This is a genomic window from Mucilaginibacter sp. (assembly GCF_025362475.1).
Classification (GTDB): domain Bacteria; phylum Bacteroidota; class Bacteroidia; order Sphingobacteriales; family Sphingobacteriaceae; genus Mucilaginibacter.
Genome location: NZ_JANYGH010000051.1, coordinates 1 through 19,940 on the forward strand (window position 1 = coordinate 1; position 19,940 = coordinate 19,940).

The following is a 19,940-nucleotide window of genomic DNA, read 5'->3' on the forward strand; positions in this document are numbered from 1 at the left end:
TTTGTAGCAAAAAAACAAAAATGAAACTCCGTGCCAGAGGTACGGAACCTTAGGTAGCGTACCTCTGGCACGCAAAAGACAATTTATTTATGTTTTTCTACAAAGCTTTTGCTCCTCTGGAGCAACCCATCACTCTCCTAACTTAATAGCATTGGGAAGACCCTTGCGGTAGCGGTGCCTTTGCCCACATGCTTCGACAGGCTCAGCATGACAGCCTTTTTTAGAACGTCATTTCATCCTTCAGAGTTCCATCCGAAATTTAATCACTCAATTACGATCTATTTTAAACAGCTTCTTAGTTAAAGGAACTTGCCGCGCAACACATAAATAGTTTGGGATTGCTTCGTACCTCGCAATTGACATGGTTATTCGGATTCTAAAACCAACGCATCATCTGCACATCTCAAATCTGGAATCTGAAATCTGCCCATCTACTTCAGCCCCTCAATCTCCTTTAAACTCTTCGGTAAATACTTGCCCAGCAGGTGACTGCCGGTATCGGTAATTAAAAAATTGTCTTCCACACGGATGCCGCCGAAATCGCGGTAGGTGTTCAGTACATCGTAGTTGATAAATTCGGTATATTTCTTTTCGGCTTGCCAGCGGTCAATCAGCTCCGGGATGATGTAGATGCCGGGTTCAATAGTAAGCACGTAGCCTGCTTCCAGTTCGCGGCCCAGGCGCAATGATTTAAGGCCGAATACGGTTTCTTTTTTTAGGGTATCGGTATAGCCAACATAGGGTTCGCCCAGGTCTTCCATATCATGTGTATCCATGCCCAACATGTGGCCCAGGCCGCATTGAAAAAACATGGTATGCGCACCGGCGGCAACGGCCTCTTCCGCATCGCCTTTCATTATGCCGGCCTGCGCCAGGCCTTCAACCAGTTTCTGGCAGGCTGCAAGGTGGATATCTTTGTAGCGTACTCCAGGCTTTAGCATGCTAATGGCGTGATCCATAGAGTTTAACACCACCTCATACAACTCACTTTGCCTGCTGGTAAATTTGCTACCAACGGGAACGGTGCGGGTTAAATCGCCACCGTAATGCATCGGGTTTTCGGCGCCAATATCGCATAACAACATCTGCCCATCCTGTAACGTATGGTTATAATCATGTGTATGCAGGGTTTGCCCGTGCGGGGTGATAATAGCGGGATAGCCCAAATGCGAGTTAGCCGCAATGGCAACTTCGTTGGCTTTGGCAACCAGCTCATAGCCCTTAATGCCGGGGCAGGTATTTTTAATAACGGCCAGCTGCATATCCACACTAATGGATACTGCCTTTTCCATTTCGACAACCTCGAGCGGGGTTTTAATCACCCGCTGGGCAATTACCGCTTTAATGAGCTTTACAGAAACATGGTCGGCCACATCCTGTAAACTGGTGTTAAGCCAGGCGGCCAGTTTAATTTTATTTTCGGGGCGGTATGGTGGTAAAATATGCACCTTCCTGCCCGATGTTTGCGCTTTGTGGATATAATGTGTTACCTCGTCGTAAGGTTTGGTTTGAGATACGCCAACCATGGCGGCCATTTCGCTCACAGTAGGCAGTACGCCCGTCCAGATGATGTCATCAATGCTCAGCTCGTTGCCGAAGATGACTTCTTCGCCCGTATCGGTATCAATAATGGCGGCTACTGCAGCCACATCCAATCCAAAGTAATACAGAAAACTGCTATCCTGCCTAAAGGGATATTGGTTATCCCGGTAGTTCATGCTGCTTTCCTCGTTGCCCAGGAGCAGGATAAGGCCATCATTGGCTATGCTATTTTTTAGTACTTGCCTCCTATCGGCATAAACCTGCTTATCGAATAGTTGAAGATTCATGGTGCAAATATAAGCCCCCCGACCCGCCCAAGGGGGAATTTTAATTGTAATTTTTTAAAAAGCCCGGTCGCTTTTTAAAGCTATGAAAACTTGTAATTTTTTGTACATCTCCTTCAACTAACAGGCGGTTTTTTACCTCTTATTTTCCCCTTTCAGCTGTAAATTAGCGTTTTTTTGTTCAAAAAGCATCATTTAAGAAGTTTTAGGAAAATCATCAGCAATCCAGTCGCTTACAATTTTGGCCGAGAGTAAACAAAGTGGGATCCCGCCGCCGGGGTGCACGCTGCCTCCGCAGAAGTACAGGTTTTTAATTTTTGACGACCGGTTTGCATGCCGCAAAAAAGCCGCGAACTGACTGTTGGAGCTGGTGCCATAAAGTGAGCCCTGGTATGATGATGTCCTACTCTCGATACTCCGCGGATCAAGGATACTTTCTGATACAATAAGCTCGCCGATATCATCGCCCAAAATACGGGTAAGCTTCTTCAGGATGTTTTCGCGGGCGGTGACTATCAGGCTATCCCAGTCCTGCCCGGTATTGGCGGGTACATTAATCATGGTGAACCAGTTTTCGCAGCCTTCCGGAGCATCATCCGGTTTATATTTTGAACTGATATTGAGGTAGATAGTAGGATCATAAAAAATATCCTTATCTATCCAGATATGATCAAACTCAGCCTTGTAATCAATACTGAAAAATATATTATGCAGTTCGAGCTCCGGAAACTGCTTGCTAATGCCCCAGTAAAATATCAATGCCGAACTGCTCCGTTCCTGGCTCAACACCTTTTTGGGGAACAAATGCTCATGTCCTTCTAATAGCTTATGGTAGGTAAACCAAACATCCATGTTAGATACCACCAGGTCGCCACTTACTATGCCGCCATTAACGTTTAGGCCAATCAGCTTTTTATTATTTACAATTATCTGCGAAACAGGTGAGTTGTAATGAAATTTTACCCCCAGTGATTTTGCCAGCATTACCAAACTGGTTACAATGCTGTACATGCCCCCCTCGGGGAAGTAGGCGCCAAAGTGCTGCTCTAAATGCGGAATCACATTAAGCGTTGCCGGTGCCGAATACGGGTTTGAACCATTGTAAGTGGCATAGCGGTCATAAAACTGAACAAGCCTATCATCCTTAAAAAAAGTCTCATTGGCCTTATGCATGGTACGGAATGCGTCGATCTTTGAAAAGTTGAAGACCGACTTTATGGTATCCCAGTTTAAATAAGTTTTAAGCCTATGTAGCGATTTCTCCAGGAAAACATGATTGGTGATCCGGTAAATTTCGGCACTGCGGGCCAGGTATTTTTTTATGGATTCTGTAGATTCATCTGTGTTCAGATACACATCTTCGGCAAACAGTTTGGTATTTGCAAAGGCCATTATCTGGGTCCCGTCTTCGTAAAAGTACTGGCATACTTTATCCAGTTTCTGGTACCTAAAAAAGTCGGCAGTTTTTTTACCGGCAAGGGCAAACAGTTCATCAACATAGGCCGGCATGGTGAACAGGCTGGGCCCGGCATCAAACCTAAAACCACCCTGCTCAAACTCAGATAATTTGCCACCAGGATAAGCGTTCGCCTCAAAAACTTCAACATGATGCCCCTGCACCGCCAGCCTGATGGCAGTAGCAATACCGGCGATACCGGCACCAATAATCAGAGATTTGGGTACAGCTTTCACATATAAGAACTAAACACGAATTTCACTAATAAAGTCGAATTTGACGAATTGATTATGGACACAAATAGGGGAAATTTCACGATTTTTTATAGTCAGCAAACCGTGGTTTGTGAAAACTCACCCCGTTTGTGAAATTCGTGTTTATTATCTTATACCCAGCCCATTATCGTTATTTAAAACATATCTGCCATCCTTAAAATCCGGCATCTGGTAAGGGTTATTGCTCACCAAAAACGGACCATCCAGGTCAACCCAATCGCATTGCGGGGCGAGGGCCAGGCCGGCTAAAGCGGCGCAGCTGGTTTCCGTCATACAACCAATCATAATCTGCAGCCCAAGTTCACGCGCTTTGGTAATCATTCTTTTGGCCTCATACATACCTGCCGATTTCATGAGCTTGATATTTATACCGGTGTATACGTCGTTTGCCTTTTCCACGTCATTAAAGCGCTGCACGGCCTCATCGCCAATAATAGGGATTGGGCTGCGCTCGGTGAGCCAGGCATTGCTGTCGGGGTCGGTTTTAAGCATGGGTTGCTCTATTAGCTGCACGCCTTGTTCATGCAGCCAGTAAGTCATATCCAGGCTTTGCTGCAAATCTGTCCAGCCCTGGTTGGCATCAACGTATAGTGGCACATCGGTAACCGAGCGAATGGTATTAATGAGCTCTTTATCAGAATCGCGACCAAGCTTTACTTTTATTACCTTAAAACCTTCGGCTTCTTTAACTTTTTTGATGATCATTTCGGGCGTATCAATGCCAATGGTAAAGCTGGTAACCGGCATCAAGGACGGGTTGCTGCCCATCAGCTCCCAGCAGGGCTGTTGTTTTATTTTGCCTTCCAGATCATGCAGGGCGATATCAATGGCTGCTTTTATAGCCGGGTTACCGGGTGCAAGGCTATCAAGGTAATTGATTATCGCGCCAAAATCAAATGGGTAACTTAACTGACTTACATCAACCTTACTCAAAAATTCTGTAGCGCTTTGATGGCTTTCGCCCATGTAAGGCACCATAGATGCCTCGCCGTAACCGGTGTAGCCTTCATGTTTTATTTGCACCAGCATAACCGGGGTTGTGGTGCGCGAAAACTTAGCTATGGTGAAAGCATGCTTTAATTGCAGTTCGAAGGGTTGATATGTCAGTTCCATGTTAAAAACCAAAGCTAAAAGTTTAGAACGAATTTCGTGCTTATCTTTGCGGCCATGTCGGCACAAATTTATTCACCGTTCGAGAGTTTTAATTTCAGCAACAACAAATGCTTCCTTACTGGAGAGGCTTTAAATACTGAAGAAGAAAAGATCCAGGTTTTTCCGCAATGGCTCATGAGCCGCTACAAGCTGGAAGACCAGCCCTTTAAACTGCTTGATGAAAGTATGGCCACCTATAAGGACCTTAAACTGCCTTGCAGCGCCGCCATTAATGAGCAATACCTTGAACCGCTTGAAGCCGTAATAGCCGCCGCCTTTGATACAGGCTATGAGGCCGTGAAAGAACTTGATGAGCTGCAACTGTTCCAATGGGCGGGTAAACTGCTTTATGGTATCATTTTTAACGAGATCCAGGCCGGTATACGGCAGCAGCATGCCCAGGGCGATGAGTTTAATATCTCACAGTCCATTATCCATAAATTCAGCAACCTGCATTTGATGCTGCAAACCCTCAACCTGCCTATCGAGCTGGATGGTTTTAAGCCTTTCAGCCTCAATTTATTTAAGGTGGATAATGCAGATGATGTTTTTGGCTACCGCGATGAGATCAACACCCTTACATTTTCTTTAAGAATAAAGGATTTTGGATTGATCATTTGCCTGCAGGATAACGGGGCCAACAGCAGCTACCATAAAGAAATGCTGGAAAAAGTAAAGGGTCATACCCTACACCCTATCCAGTTTGAAGAAGTAAACGGTCGTTTTTTTTACTCGGCCTACCTGTTTAACCGCCTGCCAGAGTATAATATTATGCCGGTTGGTGATACCATTTACATTGAAGCGATGCCGCTGCGTGGTACAAGCAGCAAACCCCTTTTTGATGATTGGGTAAATAAAATATACGGCCAGGTATTGGAAAACTTCTGGAAAAACTGGGGCTTCCTGTTGTTGGAGATCATCAAAAACCCCGAGAAACCCATGAGTTTCTTATTTAATGCTGATGGTGATTTTACTAATGAATCAACGATTGAACTTTCTCAATAATCTGGCTAAAAAAGCCCGGCAATATACCCGGATGAAATAGAATAGTGATCATCAACCCACTAAGCGCGCCATAAAAGTGGGCATCGTGGTTGATGTTATCACGGGAATATTTTGTTGCATAGCTACAGTATACCAGGTACAGTACACCAAATACAACCGCGTAAATTGGTATTGGCAAAGGTAATATCATCATGGTAGCTACCGGATTATACAATATCGCGCTAAAAATAATGGCGCTTACCGCGCCCGATGCGCCAAGGCTATAATAGCTGTAATTTTCTTTGTGTTTTACTACCGATGGCATATCACTTAATATCAGGCTTAAAACATATAATACCCCAAACTGCCAATGCCCCAGAACAGGTTCCAGCTGGAATGCGAAAAAGTAGTACGACATCATGTTAAAAAACAAGTGCATCCAGTCTTTATGAATAAACCCACTGGTGATGATGGTGTATATATAACGCCCCCGCGAAACGTTGTAAGGGTGCAGCATCAGCTTGCCATACAGGTTTTCGTTCGAGAAAGCGATTAACGAGATGATAACAGTGATTACAAATATAATTGAGGCCACAGGGGCCAGCATTAGATATTCCATTTATTTAAGATCGAGTTTGGTATTGGTTAAAAGGCGGCCTACAGGGTAGCGCATATATGTTTTTTCGAAGTATGGCGAATTACGGTACACAAAGAAAAGTTGGGCCTGGGCACTGTTGGCCAGCTGCGGATCTTTGGCTTTGGCATCATCCAGTTTTTGTTTAAGCGCGGGGTCTTTTTTTAGCAGATCGGCGGCTTTGTCCTCAAAAACGTAGTCAGAAAAGTACTCCTTTTCGCCCAGCATCGAATCAAAAAAGTTCCAGGCAAAAAATGAATCTACGCCCTGCGGCTCCAGTGTTTCCACAATATATCTGTTTACAGCTTGATTGGTATATACAACGTAATCGCCGGCATAAAATTTCACGGGCATATCAACCGGGTTTAGCTGTACGTTACTGTGCAGGTAGTGCCCCTCAAACGGCCGGGCCGGTGTTTTAATATCGCCAAAGTAATACATTTGCAGGCTAAGCGTAGTATCATGGGCCAACTGCTGCATTTTTACGCCGTTTAGCTTAAACAAATCAATTACTTTACCCCAGGCCTGCGGAATCACGTACGCTACCGGCTTATCGGCAGTTGCCGTAGCTTTATAGGTATTATAAAATTTGATGGTCCTGGTGTAGGGTTTATCCCTGTCATAATATAAACGCTTCAGGCCGCTTACATCGCTGGTTTTGTACCCGGCTTCGTATCCCTTAAAGGTGATGGTATCTACCTTTTGTTTATCCACCTCCCATTTAAGGGCAAATGTTTTTTGGTTGATCACCGCTGCATCGGCCTTTTGCTTTAACGCGCCTATCAGCGTAGCATCGCGCTGGTTAATATCAATCAGGTGCTGCATAAAATCATAAGTAGCATATACCCTTTTATCAAATGCCTTTAGCATATGCGTTTCGGTAATATAGCTGATGATGTTATGCTGGGCGGTAAAACCGGTAGCAAATCTCGGAGTTTCTAAAAAACTGACAATACCAGAGTCTGGCAAACCTTCTTCGCCCGCGCCATAGGGAATCATCTCGTAGCCACTTTTTTTCATATGGCTATACAGATAAGGCGTAAGTGTTTTGGAGGTATAATCTGCCAGGATGGGGTTCTGTTTATCCTTTTGGGTTTCAATCAGCGTCATTACATACTGATAATCGGCACCATCGCTGGTATGGTTATCCAGGAAGATCTCGGGTTTCCAGGCGTTCAGTATTTGCGTAAAAGCAAGCGCATTACGGCTATCGGCTTTTATAAAATCGCGGTTCAGGTCCAGGTTGCGGTAATTACCCCTAAAACCATAGGCCACCGGCCCGTTCTGGCTCACACGGCTCTGGCCGCGGTTAAGGTTGCCATCAATATTATATAGCGCTATAAAGCAAAGCACAACGTTTTTGGGTAGCTCATTCTTTTTAAGCAGATCGCGCACCAGCATCATACTGGCATCAATCCCCTCCGGTTCGCCGGGGTGTATCCCGTTGTTAATGAGCAATACCCGCTTATCCTGTTTCTTTACCAATGCCGGATCAAAAACACCGTCCCTGGAAAGTATGATCAACGTAAGCGGTTTGCCCACATCGGTAGTACCGTAGTTGACCATTTTCATTTGCTGCGGATACAGCTTGTTTAACTTTTGGTAATAACTAATTACCTCGGCATAAGTAGCCGTATAGTTTTTATCCTTACTTAACTCAAATGGTGTAAGCTGGGCCTTTGCCGATATACAAATGAAACATATAAGAATAGCAGATAGAACGGATTTCATTGATTTGCGTTTGCCCAAATATAGGGTTAAGTATAAAAGCGGTGCGAGTGTAAGTGTATTTTTACTAAAAATGGACTTTGTTGAGGCAAAGATCAAATTGCCTGCTTCTCTATTCTAAAGCGGCAATTTCGGCCTGAATTTTCTTTGGCAAGCTTATTACCACCTGCTCATAGGAATGGTCTATCATTTCGCAAAGCTGTTTACGGGTGAGCGAGCCATCCATGTAAACGGTGTTCCATAGCTTTTTATTCATATGGTAGCCTGGTATTACTTCGGTATAACGCTCGCGTAAGTCAATGGCAAGTTCAGGGTCACACTTTACATTGAAGCGGTTACCTTCTGTAAGCCCAATCAGCAGGAATATCTTTTCGGCTATTTTAAAAACCAGGGTATCCTCTCCAAAGGGAAAGCCCTCTGTAACTCCTGGCTTTTGCAGGCAATAATCACGTAACTCTTCTATGTTCAATATTGAAACTTCTTGATAAGTTTATTGTATGATGTTGTATTACCAAAGTTATACTTAAAACCAAGCGATACAAAGGTATATTGATCGGGGGCGTTGTTCTTATATTTGGCAGGCGGGTCGTTATAGCCGTCAAGCCCTTCGCCAAACGTATAATAATGCTGTATGCCTATATCTATACCATACCTGGGCTGGTCATAATCGTCATAAATTTTAAACTCATAGCCAAGCCTTAACGGGAAAAACAGGTTAATCCCTTTGTCGGCTCCCCGGAAACCCTCCGCAGATAAAGGATCCGGAAAAACGGCACCATTTTCAGGAAAACGGTTATAGCGTTGAATGCTGGTCATTTTATTGTATATGAATCCAATACCCGTACCAACGTAAAGATTTTTAATCCTGTCCAAAAACCAGCTATCCGCGTAATCCATTATTTCGCCGGCTTGTAAATCTGCATGTATATTTAAAGAAAAGTAGGAATTGCTAAAGTACCTGCCATATGCATCCTGACTTTTTAAAGCTCCCCCACCAGAAAAAGTTCCTTTTTGCAGTTCGGCAGTAATTGGCAAATATGGACTGTAATTGTAAACCAGGTTTAAATTAAAAGCCGGGTGATAATCCTGTTTCTTTAGGTCGGCCTCTGCCTTGCCGTAGCTTCCACCTACGCCAACACCATATTCATAATAGTTAAACCCGCTTTGCGCTTTAACCGTTACAAGCGCAAAAAAAAGGACAAAAAACAGAATATATTTTTTCAATGTTAAATTTTAATCAATATTTACAAATGGCAACCAGCCGGTTTAAACCCGGTCACAAAAATTTTACTAATATAGCTTATGAGTTTTAATTCATCACTAAATTTCACCGTGACAGAACGCTTTTTGCGCTATGTTACCATTGATACGCAATCAGACCCCGATTCTGTTTCATTTCCCTCAACAGAAAAGCAAAAAAACCTGAGCAGGCTGTTAGTTGATGAATTACAGGCTATAGGTGTTACCGACGCTCATTTAGATGAATTTGGATATGTGTATGCTACCATTCCGTCCAATACTGATAAGCAGGTACCCGTAATTTGTTTTTGCTCACATGTGGATACAGCCCCCGATAGCAGCGGAGCAAATGTAAAACCTATTGTTCATCAAAATTACCAGGGGCAGGATATTGTTTTGCCGGATGATAATACCCAGGTGATTAAACTGGCAGAGCACCCCGACCTTAAAAATCAAATAGGGCACGATGTGATCACCGCCAGTGGCCTTACTTTATTAGGGGCCGACAACAAAGCCGGCGTAGCCGAAATTATGGATGCCTGCTACCAGCTCATCAATCATCCCGAAATAAAACATGGCGACATCAGGATACTGTTTACTCCTGATGAAGAAGTAGGCCGTGGAGTTGATCATGTGGACATTGCCAAACTGGGGGCCTACGCGGGATATACCATTGATGGTGAAAGCGCCGGAAATATGGAAAATGAAACATTCTCTGCCGATGGTGCAAAACTGAATATACAAGGTGTGAGCGCACACCCGGGTTTTGCAAAGGGCAAAATGGAAAGCGCCATAAAAATTGCAGGAGAGATCATCGCGGCTTTGCCGGATAGCCTATCGCCGGAACATACCGAAGAAATGCAGGGCTTTGTGCACCCGGTAGGTATAGCGGGACATGTAGAAACAGCAAGCATTGATTTTATCATCCGCGATTTTGAGGAGGATAATTTGAAGGCTCATGCAGATGTGATTCGTAAAACAGCGAATGAAGTATTGAAACGCTATCCAAACTCTACCTATACTTTAACCACCAGCCTGCAGTACCGTAACATGAAAAATGTACTGGAACAACATCCCGGCATAGTTGAAAACGCGATGGAAGCCATTAATAGAACGGGCCTAACTGCCAAACTATGCAGCATTCGCGGGGGTACAGATGGTTCAAGGTTATCATTCATGGGTTTACCATGCCCCAATATATTTGCTGGCGAGCATGCCTTTCATAGTAAGCAGGAATGGGTATCGGTACAGGATATGCAAAAGGCTGTGGAAACCATACTGCATCTTTGCATGATCTGGGAAGAAAAAGCTTAAAACTCATTAGTCTATAAAAAGTTTAAAAATGTATACGATAAGAACAGCCACTGTAAACGACGTGGATACCATATTAAGCATTGCTGATACCACCTGGTGGGTAGCCTATTCGCCCATATTGGAGAAAGAGCAAATAACCTTTATGCTGAATGAAATTTATTCGGCAGATAAAATTGGCAAACAGGTGACGGAAAACCTGCAGACTTACCTGCTGTTAGAAGAACAAGGTACGCCTGTTGCCTTTGCATCCTATTCGCCGCGCGAGGAAAATGCAGATATATTTAAGCTTCACAAACTATATTGCCTGCCACAAACCCAGGGCAAAGGCTACGGCAAAATATTAATCAATGCAGTAGCTCAAAAAACCAAAGATGCAGGCAAACACATTTTGGAGCTTAATGTAAACAGATTTAATAAAGCCCTGAGTTTTTATGAAAAGATGGGATTTGCAATTGCTTATGAGGAGGATATTCCTATTGGGCCATACTGGATGAATGATTTTGTGATGCGGAAGGAGCTGTAGTCAAAAATCCGATTGTCGTAAATAGCCCCAAAAATGTCTTTATTGCCACCGCGCTAAATAAGTACTTGTGCCGATATTTGAGTATCAGTAAAACCAACGATATGAAAGATCAATCACAAACAAGCACATTGCCACAACCTTTAGCTGTTCTGTTTGAATCTACAGCTAATGAATTTATGCAGACCATTAAGTCGGTTAAACAGGGTGAGATTAACCTTATCCCGTTTGAAGGAAGCTGGTCGGCCGGACAGGTGATAGAACATGTGCGGCTTTCTGTTTTAAGTACAATAGCTGTAATAAATGCCCCAGTTAAAATAACAGAAAGAAGCCCGGACAAGTTTGCTCAGGCAATAAAGGATTTGTTTTTAGATTTTGATGCCAAATATCCAACCGCACCCATGTTGGTCCCTGCGGATAAACACTACGACAAGGAATTTTTAACTGCAGAGCTAACCGCTGTTTTCAAAGAGCTACAGGAAAATATCCAAACCAAGGATTTGACCGATACTTGCGCTGCAGCTGAATTCACCGGCATAGGCTACCTCACTCGGCTGGAGTGGCTAACCGTAGCCATTTACCATACACAAAGACATGCGCACCAGTTAAATGGAATCAAGAAGTATCTTTGATGGCGTAGCAGACAGTGAGGACACCAGCCAGGTTTACTCAAGTAGAGATGCTCCGTTAGGAGCTACCTGTTTGTAGCCATTACAAACAAAAAACAAGTTTTGCGCCGTAGGTGCAACCCCAATTAACAAGGTAAATAACTTTGCTATTGAAGGGTAGCGTCTACGAGGCAAAGGTGTAAATCCCTTACGTTTTTTCTACAAACAGGTAGCACCTTACGGTGCAGACTACCTCCTTATTGGCTTGTACACGGTGGAGCAGCACGATAAGAGGATTGTTTGATACAACCAAAAAGAGCGATGAGTATAAACCCATCGCTCTTTGTATTTTATCCTTTGTTTTTCCGTCCTTTGTCCGAAAATCCAAAAACTTATATTAACAACCTTACAGGTTCTTCTAATAAAGATTTTAGTGTTTGAAGGAAGGCTGCAGCTGTTGCGCCATCAACTACACGGTGATCTGCACTTAAAGTAACCTTCATTACATTGCCTGGTACTACGGCGCCATTTTTAACAACCGGTACAGCTTGTATACCGCTTACTGCAAGGATACAGGCATTAGGTGTATTAATAATAGCGGTAAACTCATCAACACCAAACATACCTAAGTTTGATATGGTGAATGTAGAACCTTCCATTTCTGCTGGCTGTAATTTTTTAGCTTTTGCTTTACCGGCAAACTCTTTTACTTCAACAGAGATATGACTTAATGATTTACCATCGGCAAATTTAATAACCGGTACCAGTAAACCTTCGTCAACCGCAACGGCAACACCAATGTGGATATGCTCGTTGGTACGGATCTTATCGCCCATGAATGCCGAATTAATAGCTGGGTGTTGTTTTAAGGCAACGGCACATGCTTTTAATACAAAATCATTAAACGATATTTTAACCGGGGCAACATCATTGATGCGGGTACGGGCTGCAATAGCCTGGTCCATATCAATGCTCATGGTTACGTAAAAATGCGGCGCGGTAAATAAGCTTTCGCTTAAACGACGACTGATTGCTTTACGCATCTGGGTAACCGCTCTTTCGCTGAATTTTTCTTCGCCGGTATAAGTTGGCAATACTACTGGAGCTTTTGCAGCAGGTGCTGGTGCAGAAGCGGCTGCAGCAGGTGCAGGAGCAGCTTCTGGAGCTGGTTTAGCACTTGGTGTATATTCTTCAATATCCTTTTTAATGATACGGCCGCCTTCTGCGCTACCTTTTACATCATTAAGGTTAATGCCTTTATCTTTAGCAATTTTACGGGCAAGCGGTGATGCTTTAACACGGCTGTCATCTGCAGATGATGAACCAGCAGGCTCTGCATCAGCGGTGGCTGCAGCAGCTTCCGTTGCGGCTTCTTGTGCAGGTGCGGCAGCAGGAGCATCGCCTGTATCTTGCAATAGTGGCGTAATATCTGTACCTTCTTTACCTACAATGGCTATGATACCATTTACAGGAGCGGCTTCGCCTTCTTTAGGGCCGATGTATAAAAGTGTACCTGCTTCATAACCCACAACTTCCATAGTAGCCTTATCGGTTTCTACATCAGCCAATGAATCGTCAGATTTTACTTTATCACCAACTTTAAAGTTCCATTTATTGATAACTCCCTCGGTCATGGTATCGCTAAGGGCAGGCATCCGTATTACAGTAGCTGGTATGCTTGACAGATCAACCTTTGGTGCAGCAACTGCGGCAGGTTTTTTATCAGCAACGGGCGCAGCTTCTTGTGCTGGCGCAGCAGCCTGGCCACCACCATCGGCAAGGGCGGCTTTATAATCTTCGCCATCTTTACCTAAAACGGCTATAACGGCATCAACCGGAACAGCGCTACCTTCTTCAACACCTATAAATAACAAGGTGCCATCCTGGTACGATTCAAAATCCATGGTAGCTTTATCAGTTTCAATCTCGGCCAATACATCGCCGGATTTTACTTTATCGCCAACTTTCTTATGCCATTTCGCCAATACCCCTTCGGTCATGGTATCGCTCATTTTAGGCATTCTAACTACTTCGGCCATATACTATTTATATGTGTTATAAAAAATTTGGTATAAATATAGCGCTTAGTCCCTAATATAAGGGTAATCGCTTTGAACGTAAACGTCGGTATATAATTCAGAAGCCTCCGGCCATGGTGACTCTTCGGCAAACTTAACCGATTCATCAACCAAAACTTTTATCTTGGCATCAATCTCTTCAAACCATTTATCATCAGCATAAGCCTTTTCAACAATAGTTTGACGGGTGATTTCAATAGGATCTTTTGCTTTGTAGCTTTCCAACTCTTCTTTAGTACGATACTTTTGAGGATCGGACATGGAGTGACCTTTATAACGGTAAGTGCGCATTTCCAGGAAGGTTGGTCCTTCACCGGCACGTGCACGTGAAATAGCCTCATCCATTGCTACGTGTACCGCAGCAGGATCCATACCATCTACAGCAGATGACGGGATACCATATGGCAAGCCTAATTTATAAATATCAGTTTGAATGGTAGTACGTGCTACAGAAGTACCCATGGCGTAACCATTGTTTTCGCAAACAAAAATTACAGGTAATTTCCAAAGCGCAGCCATATTAAAGGTTTCGGTAAGTGCACCCTGGCGCACAGCACCATCGCCCATGTAGGCTATGTTCACAAATTCGGTCCCTTTATATTGCTCGGCAAAAGCGATACCTGCACCCATAGGTACTTGTCCGCCTACGATACCGTGGCCACCATAAAAGTGCTTTTCTTTATCAAACATGTGCATTGATCCACCTTTGCCTTTTGAGCATCCGGTTGCTTTACCATACAATTCAGCCATGATAGCATTTGGTGTTACACCTTTTGCTAAAGCATGAGCGTGATCGCGATAAGCTGTGATCATACTGTCTTCCTGTTTCATTACAGACATAGCTCCGGCCAGTACAGCCTCTTGCCCAATATACAGGTGGCAAAAGCCCCTGATCTTCTGTTGTCCGTATAGTTGTCCTGCCTTTTCCTCGAACTTACGCATCAACAGCATTTGTTCGTACCACATCAGGTAAGTGTCCTTTGTTATTTCGATTGAACTCATGTAATTAAACAATCTATTTCTTGGAGTAAAGCGCAAATCTAATTATATCCTTTAAATTATCGAAACTGCAACCAATTTGTTATGCAGATTTATTTTTTATTTTATGTAGATGACATTTGGTAAGCATTATAGCCCTGTTTTGTTGGTTTAACCAAACATTATAAGGCCATTTAAAGGTTTCGCAAAAGTTTTCTTGTTAACATTCTGTGTTTGAACCCCTAAAAAAGCCCAATTGTCCTGAATTTGAGACTTTTTTTATGCTAATTTGGAATAAATATTAAATCAGACAGGAGATTCCAAAACATTCGATAATGACTGCTCGTAATAGGAACAGCAATAAATTAATAAGATTTATTGTTTGCCCGATTTATTTATATTTTTTGAAAAAAAAGCCCCTTTTATTTGCAAATTTAAAAAATATGGATAGTTTTGTATTCAACGATAGACAAAGTGTCTAATTTAACGAACAACTTGTTGACCCTATCAACAATTTCAACTGATTAAATGAAGAAATTTGCCCTGGCTATTGCCCTAACTTTCACTGTTTTAGCTTCACAGGCTCAAACAAAAAGTGTTGCAAGTATTACCGAAGATAAAACTGACGAACAAGACGGCTTAGCAAAAACATATTTATCTCAAATTATGGGTGTTGCATTATCTGCAACTTCCAACATGAAACTTTTTCACTTTGTTTACGATTGGATTGGTACCCCTTACCACTTTGGCGGCAGCTCAAGAAAAGGTATCGATTGCTCTGCATTTACCAAAGAATTATACAGCGAAGTATTTAACCTTGATATTAAAAGAAATTCGCGCGATATTTTCAGCATGGTTAACCCTGTTGCCAAAGATGAGCTGAAGGAAGGCGATTTGGTTTTCTTTAAGATACATAGTCGCAGGATATCGCACGTAGGTATTTACCTTGGCGGTGGCCGATTTGCTCATGCATCATCAAGGGGTGTAGCTATTAGCAGCCTTGATGATAATTACTACAGTCGTTATTTTTACAGAGGCGGCCGCCTGATGGCTTCATTTAAAGATGAGCTAAGCAGCAGCACCCCTGCGACCAACGGGGAAGAGGATAATAATTAAAAGAAATTCAATTAAATACCTAAATTAGTCCTTTCATGAATATGAAGGGACTTTTTTTTGCTGTACGCTTTTTTTTATTGCCTATAGCCTTTTGCTTTATTTTGCTTTTACAATCCTGCGAAAACCCTGTGCTTATTAAGCATCGCCTGGCGAAACATAACCCGCCGGCAGCTATCCAGCCGGTAAAGGTCGCTCCCGTTCTTCGTAATTCCTTATGTATTGCCGCGGTAGGTGATATTATGCTGGGCACATCATACCCGGATAGTACAACCCTGCCCCCAGATAGTGCCATCCATAGCTTTAAAGCCGTAAAGCCCGAATTGAAAGATGCAGATGTAATATTTGGCAACCTGGAAGGATCACTGCTTGATACCGGCGATCCGGCTCATTATAAACTTCATCAAAAAAGTAAAGCTTTCCTGTTTAGGATGCCTGTTAAATATGCCTCCATTTTAAAAGACGCGGGCTTTAATGTACTTAGCCTGGCCAACAACCATATTAGCGACTTTGATGTAAAGGGCCGTAAAAGCACAACCAAAACACTGGATAGCCTGGGCATTAACTATGCGGGCCTACAAGTAAAACCTTCAACCGTTTTTGAATTGAATGGTGTTAAATATGGTTTTTGTTCATTTGCCCCAAACGCCAATACGGTATCGATACTTGACCTGAAAGGTGCCGCGCGTATTATCAGCGAGCTGAAACAACGTTGCGATGTGGTTATTGTATCTTTTCACGGTGGCGGCGAGGGCGTGGATTATGAGCATGTGCCCTGTGAAATGGAAACCTACATTAATGAAAAACGAGGTGATGTACATGCCTTTGCCCATAATGCAATTGATGCCGGCGCCGACCTTATTTTTGGCAATGGCCCACATGTTAACCGCGCCATGGAACTATACAACAACCGGCTGATTGCTTACAGCCTGGGTAATTTTTGCACCTATCGCTGTGTAAGCGTGGCCGGCATTTGTGGTTTGGCCCCCATGTTAAAAGTGTATGTAAATAAAAAGGGCGAGTTTTTAAGCGGACGTATTCTATCTTTCAGGCAAGCGCATGATAAAGGATTAGTCAGAGATACACTGAACAGGGCAGCGATAAAGATCAGGACGCTTACTGAATCAGATTTTCCGGGGAGCGGTTTAACTATTTCTGATGAAGGAGAAATTGCAGCAACTGTAACCGGGAACGCCTTAGCACAGGAATCATTAGCAAAAGAACGTTAACCTGCGTAATATATTAGCTTTAAGCATTCTGCTTTTAGCCTTTTGCTTATCTCAAATAAACCGCATCCTCTTCGCCTTCTTCATTCAACACCACATCAACGTGTTCTTTAATTACGGTGGATAGGGCTACTCCTGCAAAATCAGTAGTTATGGGGAAACTTTTGTGGTTACGATCAATCAATACTGCGGTACGCAATTTTTTAAGTGGTACATCAATGAAAACCCCGAAGCCATACGCAAGGGTTTTGCCACTGTTCAGCACATCATCTACCAGGATCACTACCTTACCGCTGCAATCGGCCACATTAAAATTAATTTTAGCCTGTAGGCTGCTGCTTTGTTTATCCAGTTCAATGGTTAGCAACCGGGTACTAAAGGGGGCTATTCCATCAAGGATTGTCTTAAGTCGGTTAGCAATATTGTCGCCACGGGGCAAAATGCCCGCAATAAGTATTTCTTCTTCGTCGAAATTATCTTCCAGGATCTGGTATGCTATACGGTCCAGCTTTTGCTGTATCTGCTGCTGGTTTAATATCAGGAGTTTTTTTTCAGACATGGTTACTAACTATAGAAATACTGTGGTAAATATATAAAATTTACTTTCCTGCAATGGCTTCAATGTTTACTTCTTATACGGAACGTACGCAAAGTTTGCCCCTTCGGGTACTACCACAAACACGCACATATATTCGTTAGGGTTTTTGTAGCTATTAATGAAGCGGTCTTTTAGCTCGGCCTTAATTATACCGCGTTCGGTAAATTCTTCGAGCGTTGAAGCGTGGATACTCCAGTCGGAATTTAAATCATGCCTGTCCAATATCAACTCACCTAATTTAAGTTCATGCTGATGTGCGATAAAGATAGGATAAGATGAAAGCCCCTCCATCATGATCTCGACAGCCACCTCGTGGATAGAATCTTTAAAAAATTTAAGATCGCGCTCCAAACTCAACAGCGGACTATTCTTGGCCGCCTCCTGGCTTTCTTTATTACCTTCGTTTAATAAGTCTTCGGGTTGCATAAGTTAAAATTCTAAGTGGCTATTTAAAAATTAAAAACAGGCCGTCATTGCGAGGAACTTGCTAAAGCCCCTTTTGTCATCCTGAGGAACGAAGGATCTACTCTACACCATGCTTCTTCGCCCTGTACAGTTTACGAATAGATCCTTCGTTCCTCAGGATGACAAACCTTTTTAACGTCATTTCCCCTTCAGTGTTCTCCGGATTTAATCACTCGCAATGACGTGTGGGGTTGCTCCAAATCAACCTCTTAATACCAACAATACTACATTCTCCACATGTTGTGTATGCGGAAACATATCAACAGGTTGTATTTTTACAGTATCGTATTTTTCTTTCAGTACCAGCAAATCGCGGGCCTGGGTGGCGGCATTGCAGCTTACATAAACAATTTTAGGAGCTTCAATTTCCATCAGGCGGGCAACTACATCCGGGTGCATACCGGCACGCGGTGGATCGGTAATGATCACATCCGGTTTGCCATGTTCGGCCACAAAATCTGCTACCAGCACATCTTTCATATCACCGGCATAAAATTTTGTATTGGTGATGTTATTAATGGCCGAGTTCACCTTGGCATCTTCAATGGCTGTTGGTACATACTCTACCCCTATTACTTCCTTTACACTGCCGGCAATAAAATTAGCAATGGTACCGGCGCCGGTATATAAATCATAAACCAATTCGTTTCCGGTAAAACCTGCAAAATCGCGGGTTATTTCATACAGGCGGAGGGCCTGGATGCTGTTGGTTTGGTAAAATGATTTTGGACCAATACGGAATTTTATTCCGTTCATTTCCTCATGGATATATTCGGGGCCTTTAAAAGCCACTACATCCTGATCAAAAATGGTATCGTTTTTTTTATGGTTGATGATATACAATAATGAGGTAATCTCCGGGAAACCGGCATCAATAAAGCCCATGAGCTTATTCACTTCCTCTTCGCTTACGTAAGCAAAAACTACAATCACCATGATCTCGCCGGTAGAAGAGGTGCGGATGATGAGGTTACGTAATGAACCCTCGTGGCCGCGCAGGTTATAAAAAGAATAACCTTGCTCAATCACAAAATCGCGAATGCTGTTACGCAAGCTGTTTGATGGTTCGGCCTGCAGATAGCAGTGCTTTACATCCAATATTTTATCAAAGCGACCGGGAATATGGAAGCCCAGCGCGTTCATGTTAAGCGTTTCATCCTCCTTGTTCTCGCCATCATACAACCAGCGTTTGTTGCTAAAGGTATACTCCAGCTTGTTACGGTAATAGCGATCGGCGGGTGAAGGGATAATATCCATGATGCCGTCAACATCAATTTTAGCAATGCGGCCAAGCGCATCGGCAACAGATTTTTGTTTGAACTTTAACTGTGCCTCATAGGTCATATGCTGCCATTTACAGCCCCCACAAGTTCCAAAATGTTCACAGAAAGGATCGGTACGATATTCTGAAGCTTGTTTTAGCTCGGTGATCTTTGCCTCACCAAAATTCTTTTTGCTTTTGTAAACCTGTACATCTACTATATCGCCGGGGATGGCTTTATCAACAAAAAGCACAAACTCATCTGCCTTACCTACCCCTTTACCTTCTTCGGCAATATCAATTATCCGAACGTCTTCAAAAAACTTCTGTTTCGCAACTTTATTCATCAGGCTGCAAAGTTATGCAAAAAAGCATAATCATGAAGTACGATACAAGAATCAGGGTGTAACATACAAAAGGCGGCATGCTAATACTGTTAAGCCAACAAGCTCAACAGGAAGCTTATGATACCAATTGTTGATACA

Annotated in this window: 18 protein-coding genes; 6 read left to right on the top strand and 12 right to left on the bottom strand. The window is 43.1% G+C overall.

Features of this window, described 5'->3' with window-relative positions:
* Window positions 1-431: 431 nt before the first annotated feature.
* The 3 genes from Q0R88_RS16635 to Q0R88_RS16645 form a co-directional block, all read right to left on the bottom strand.
* Entirely contained in the window at window positions 432-1,829 is a 1,398-nt protein-coding gene (locus Q0R88_RS16635; protein ID WP_295718153.1) for an aminopeptidase P family protein, read from the bottom strand.
* Between the two features lie 192 nt (window positions 1,830-2,021).
* On the bottom strand, window positions 2,022-3,518 hold the full coding sequence (crtD, locus tag Q0R88_RS16640) for a 1-hydroxycarotenoid 3,4-desaturase CrtD (RefSeq protein WP_295718154.1): 1,497 nt from the start codon (window positions 3,516-3,518) through the stop codon (window positions 2,022-2,024).
* Between the two features lie 144 nt (window positions 3,519-3,662).
* Complete coding sequence (locus Q0R88_RS16645) at window positions 3,663-4,670, bottom strand: dipeptide epimerase (RefSeq protein WP_295718156.1); 1,008 nt, start codon at window positions 4,668-4,670, stop codon at window positions 3,663-3,665.
* A gap of 54 nt (window positions 4,671-4,724) precedes the next feature.
* Between Q0R88_RS16645 and Q0R88_RS16650 the strand changes: the two genes are divergently transcribed.
* Complete coding sequence (locus Q0R88_RS16650; protein WP_295718158.1) at window positions 4,725-5,714, top strand: hypothetical protein; 990 nt, start codon at window positions 4,725-4,727, stop codon at window positions 5,712-5,714.
* Here the strand turns inward: Q0R88_RS16650 and Q0R88_RS16655 are convergent.
* From Q0R88_RS16655 to Q0R88_RS16670, 4 genes are all read right to left on the bottom strand, one after another.
* Complete coding sequence (locus tag Q0R88_RS16655; RefSeq protein ID WP_295718160.1) at window positions 5,683-6,312, bottom strand: rhomboid family intramembrane serine protease; 630 nt, start codon at window positions 6,310-6,312, stop codon at window positions 5,683-5,685. The two genes, Q0R88_RS16650 and Q0R88_RS16655, sit on opposite strands and share 32 nt — an antisense overlap.
* Window positions 6,313-8,058 carry a M14 family zinc carboxypeptidase gene (locus Q0R88_RS16660; RefSeq protein ID WP_295718161.1) on the bottom strand — a complete coding sequence of 582 codons (1,746 nt, stop codon included), beginning with the start codon at window positions 8,056-8,058 and terminating at the stop codon, window positions 6,313-6,315.
* 109 nt (window positions 8,059-8,167) lie between these two features.
* Complete coding sequence (locus Q0R88_RS16665; protein WP_295718163.1) at window positions 8,168-8,524, bottom strand: MmcQ/YjbR family DNA-binding protein; 357 nt, start codon at window positions 8,522-8,524, stop codon at window positions 8,168-8,170.
* Entirely contained in the window at window positions 8,521-9,279 is a 759-nt protein-coding gene (locus Q0R88_RS16670) for a hypothetical protein (RefSeq protein ID WP_295718165.1), read from the bottom strand. The genes Q0R88_RS16665 and Q0R88_RS16670 overlap by 4 nt, the downstream gene beginning before the upstream one ends.
* A gap of 78 nt (window positions 9,280-9,357) precedes the next feature.
* On the opposite strand from Q0R88_RS16670, the gene pepT reads away from it, so the two are divergent.
* The 3 genes from pepT (at window position 9,358) to Q0R88_RS16685 (ending at window position 11,760) form a co-directional block, all read left to right on the top strand.
* The gene (gene pepT / locus Q0R88_RS16675) at window positions 9,358-10,608 is read left to right on the top strand and encodes a peptidase T (protein WP_295718167.1); all 1,251 of its coding nucleotides are present in this window, start codon (window positions 9,358-9,360) and stop codon (window positions 10,606-10,608) included.
* A gap of 28 nt (window positions 10,609-10,636) precedes the next feature.
* On the top strand, window positions 10,637-11,131 hold the full coding sequence (locus Q0R88_RS16680) for a GNAT family N-acetyltransferase (RefSeq protein WP_295718170.1): 495 nt from the start codon (window positions 10,637-10,639) through the stop codon (window positions 11,129-11,131).
* A 101-nt stretch (window positions 11,132-11,232) separates the two neighbouring features.
* Window positions 11,233-11,760, top strand: a complete 528-nt coding sequence (locus Q0R88_RS16685) for a DinB family protein (RefSeq protein WP_295718172.1) — start codon at window positions 11,233-11,235, stop codon at window positions 11,758-11,760.
* Between the two features lie 368 nt (window positions 11,761-12,128).
* Here Q0R88_RS16685 and Q0R88_RS16690 read toward each other — a convergent pair whose 3' ends face one another.
* Both Q0R88_RS16690 and pdhA read right to left on the bottom strand, forming a co-directional pair.
* Window positions 12,129-13,775 (bottom strand): pyruvate dehydrogenase complex dihydrolipoamide acetyltransferase, encoded by a 1,647-nt coding sequence (locus Q0R88_RS16690; protein WP_295718174.1) that lies wholly within the window; start codon window positions 13,773-13,775, stop codon window positions 12,129-12,131.
* A gap of 45 nt (window positions 13,776-13,820) precedes the next feature.
* The gene (gene pdhA / locus Q0R88_RS16695) at window positions 13,821-14,816 is read right to left on the bottom strand and encodes a pyruvate dehydrogenase (acetyl-transferring) E1 component subunit alpha (RefSeq protein ID WP_295718177.1); all 996 of its coding nucleotides are present in this window, start codon (window positions 14,814-14,816) and stop codon (window positions 13,821-13,823) included.
* 504 nt (window positions 14,817-15,320) lie between these two features.
* Between pdhA and Q0R88_RS16700 the strand changes: the two genes are divergently transcribed.
* Together Q0R88_RS16700 and Q0R88_RS16705 are read left to right on the top strand one after the other, a co-directional pair.
* Complete coding sequence (locus Q0R88_RS16700) at window positions 15,321-15,908, top strand: C40 family peptidase (RefSeq protein WP_295718178.1); 588 nt, start codon at window positions 15,321-15,323, stop codon at window positions 15,906-15,908.
* Between the two features lie 35 nt (window positions 15,909-15,943).
* Window positions 15,944-17,134, top strand: a complete 1,191-nt coding sequence (locus Q0R88_RS16705) for a CapA family protein (RefSeq protein ID WP_295718180.1) — start codon at window positions 15,944-15,946, stop codon at window positions 17,132-17,134.
* 46 nt (window positions 17,135-17,180) lie between these two features.
* On the opposite strand, the gene Q0R88_RS16710 is transcribed toward Q0R88_RS16705, so the two are convergent.
* From Q0R88_RS16710 to rlmD, 3 genes are all read right to left on the bottom strand, one after another.
* Window positions 17,181-17,690, bottom strand: a complete 510-nt coding sequence (locus Q0R88_RS16710; protein WP_295718182.1) for a phosphoribosyltransferase family protein — start codon at window positions 17,688-17,690, stop codon at window positions 17,181-17,183.
* 66 nt (window positions 17,691-17,756) lie between these two features.
* Window positions 17,757-18,155 carry a hypothetical protein gene (locus Q0R88_RS16715; protein WP_295718183.1) on the bottom strand — a complete coding sequence of 133 codons (399 nt, stop codon included), beginning with the start codon at window positions 18,153-18,155 and terminating at the stop codon, window positions 17,757-17,759.
* A 240-nt stretch (window positions 18,156-18,395) separates the two neighbouring features.
* Window positions 18,396-19,802 (bottom strand): 23S rRNA (uracil(1939)-C(5))-methyltransferase RlmD, encoded by a 1,407-nt coding sequence (rlmD, locus tag Q0R88_RS16720; protein WP_295718184.1) that lies wholly within the window; start codon window positions 19,800-19,802, stop codon window positions 18,396-18,398.
* Window positions 19,803-19,940 lie beyond the last annotated feature (138 nt).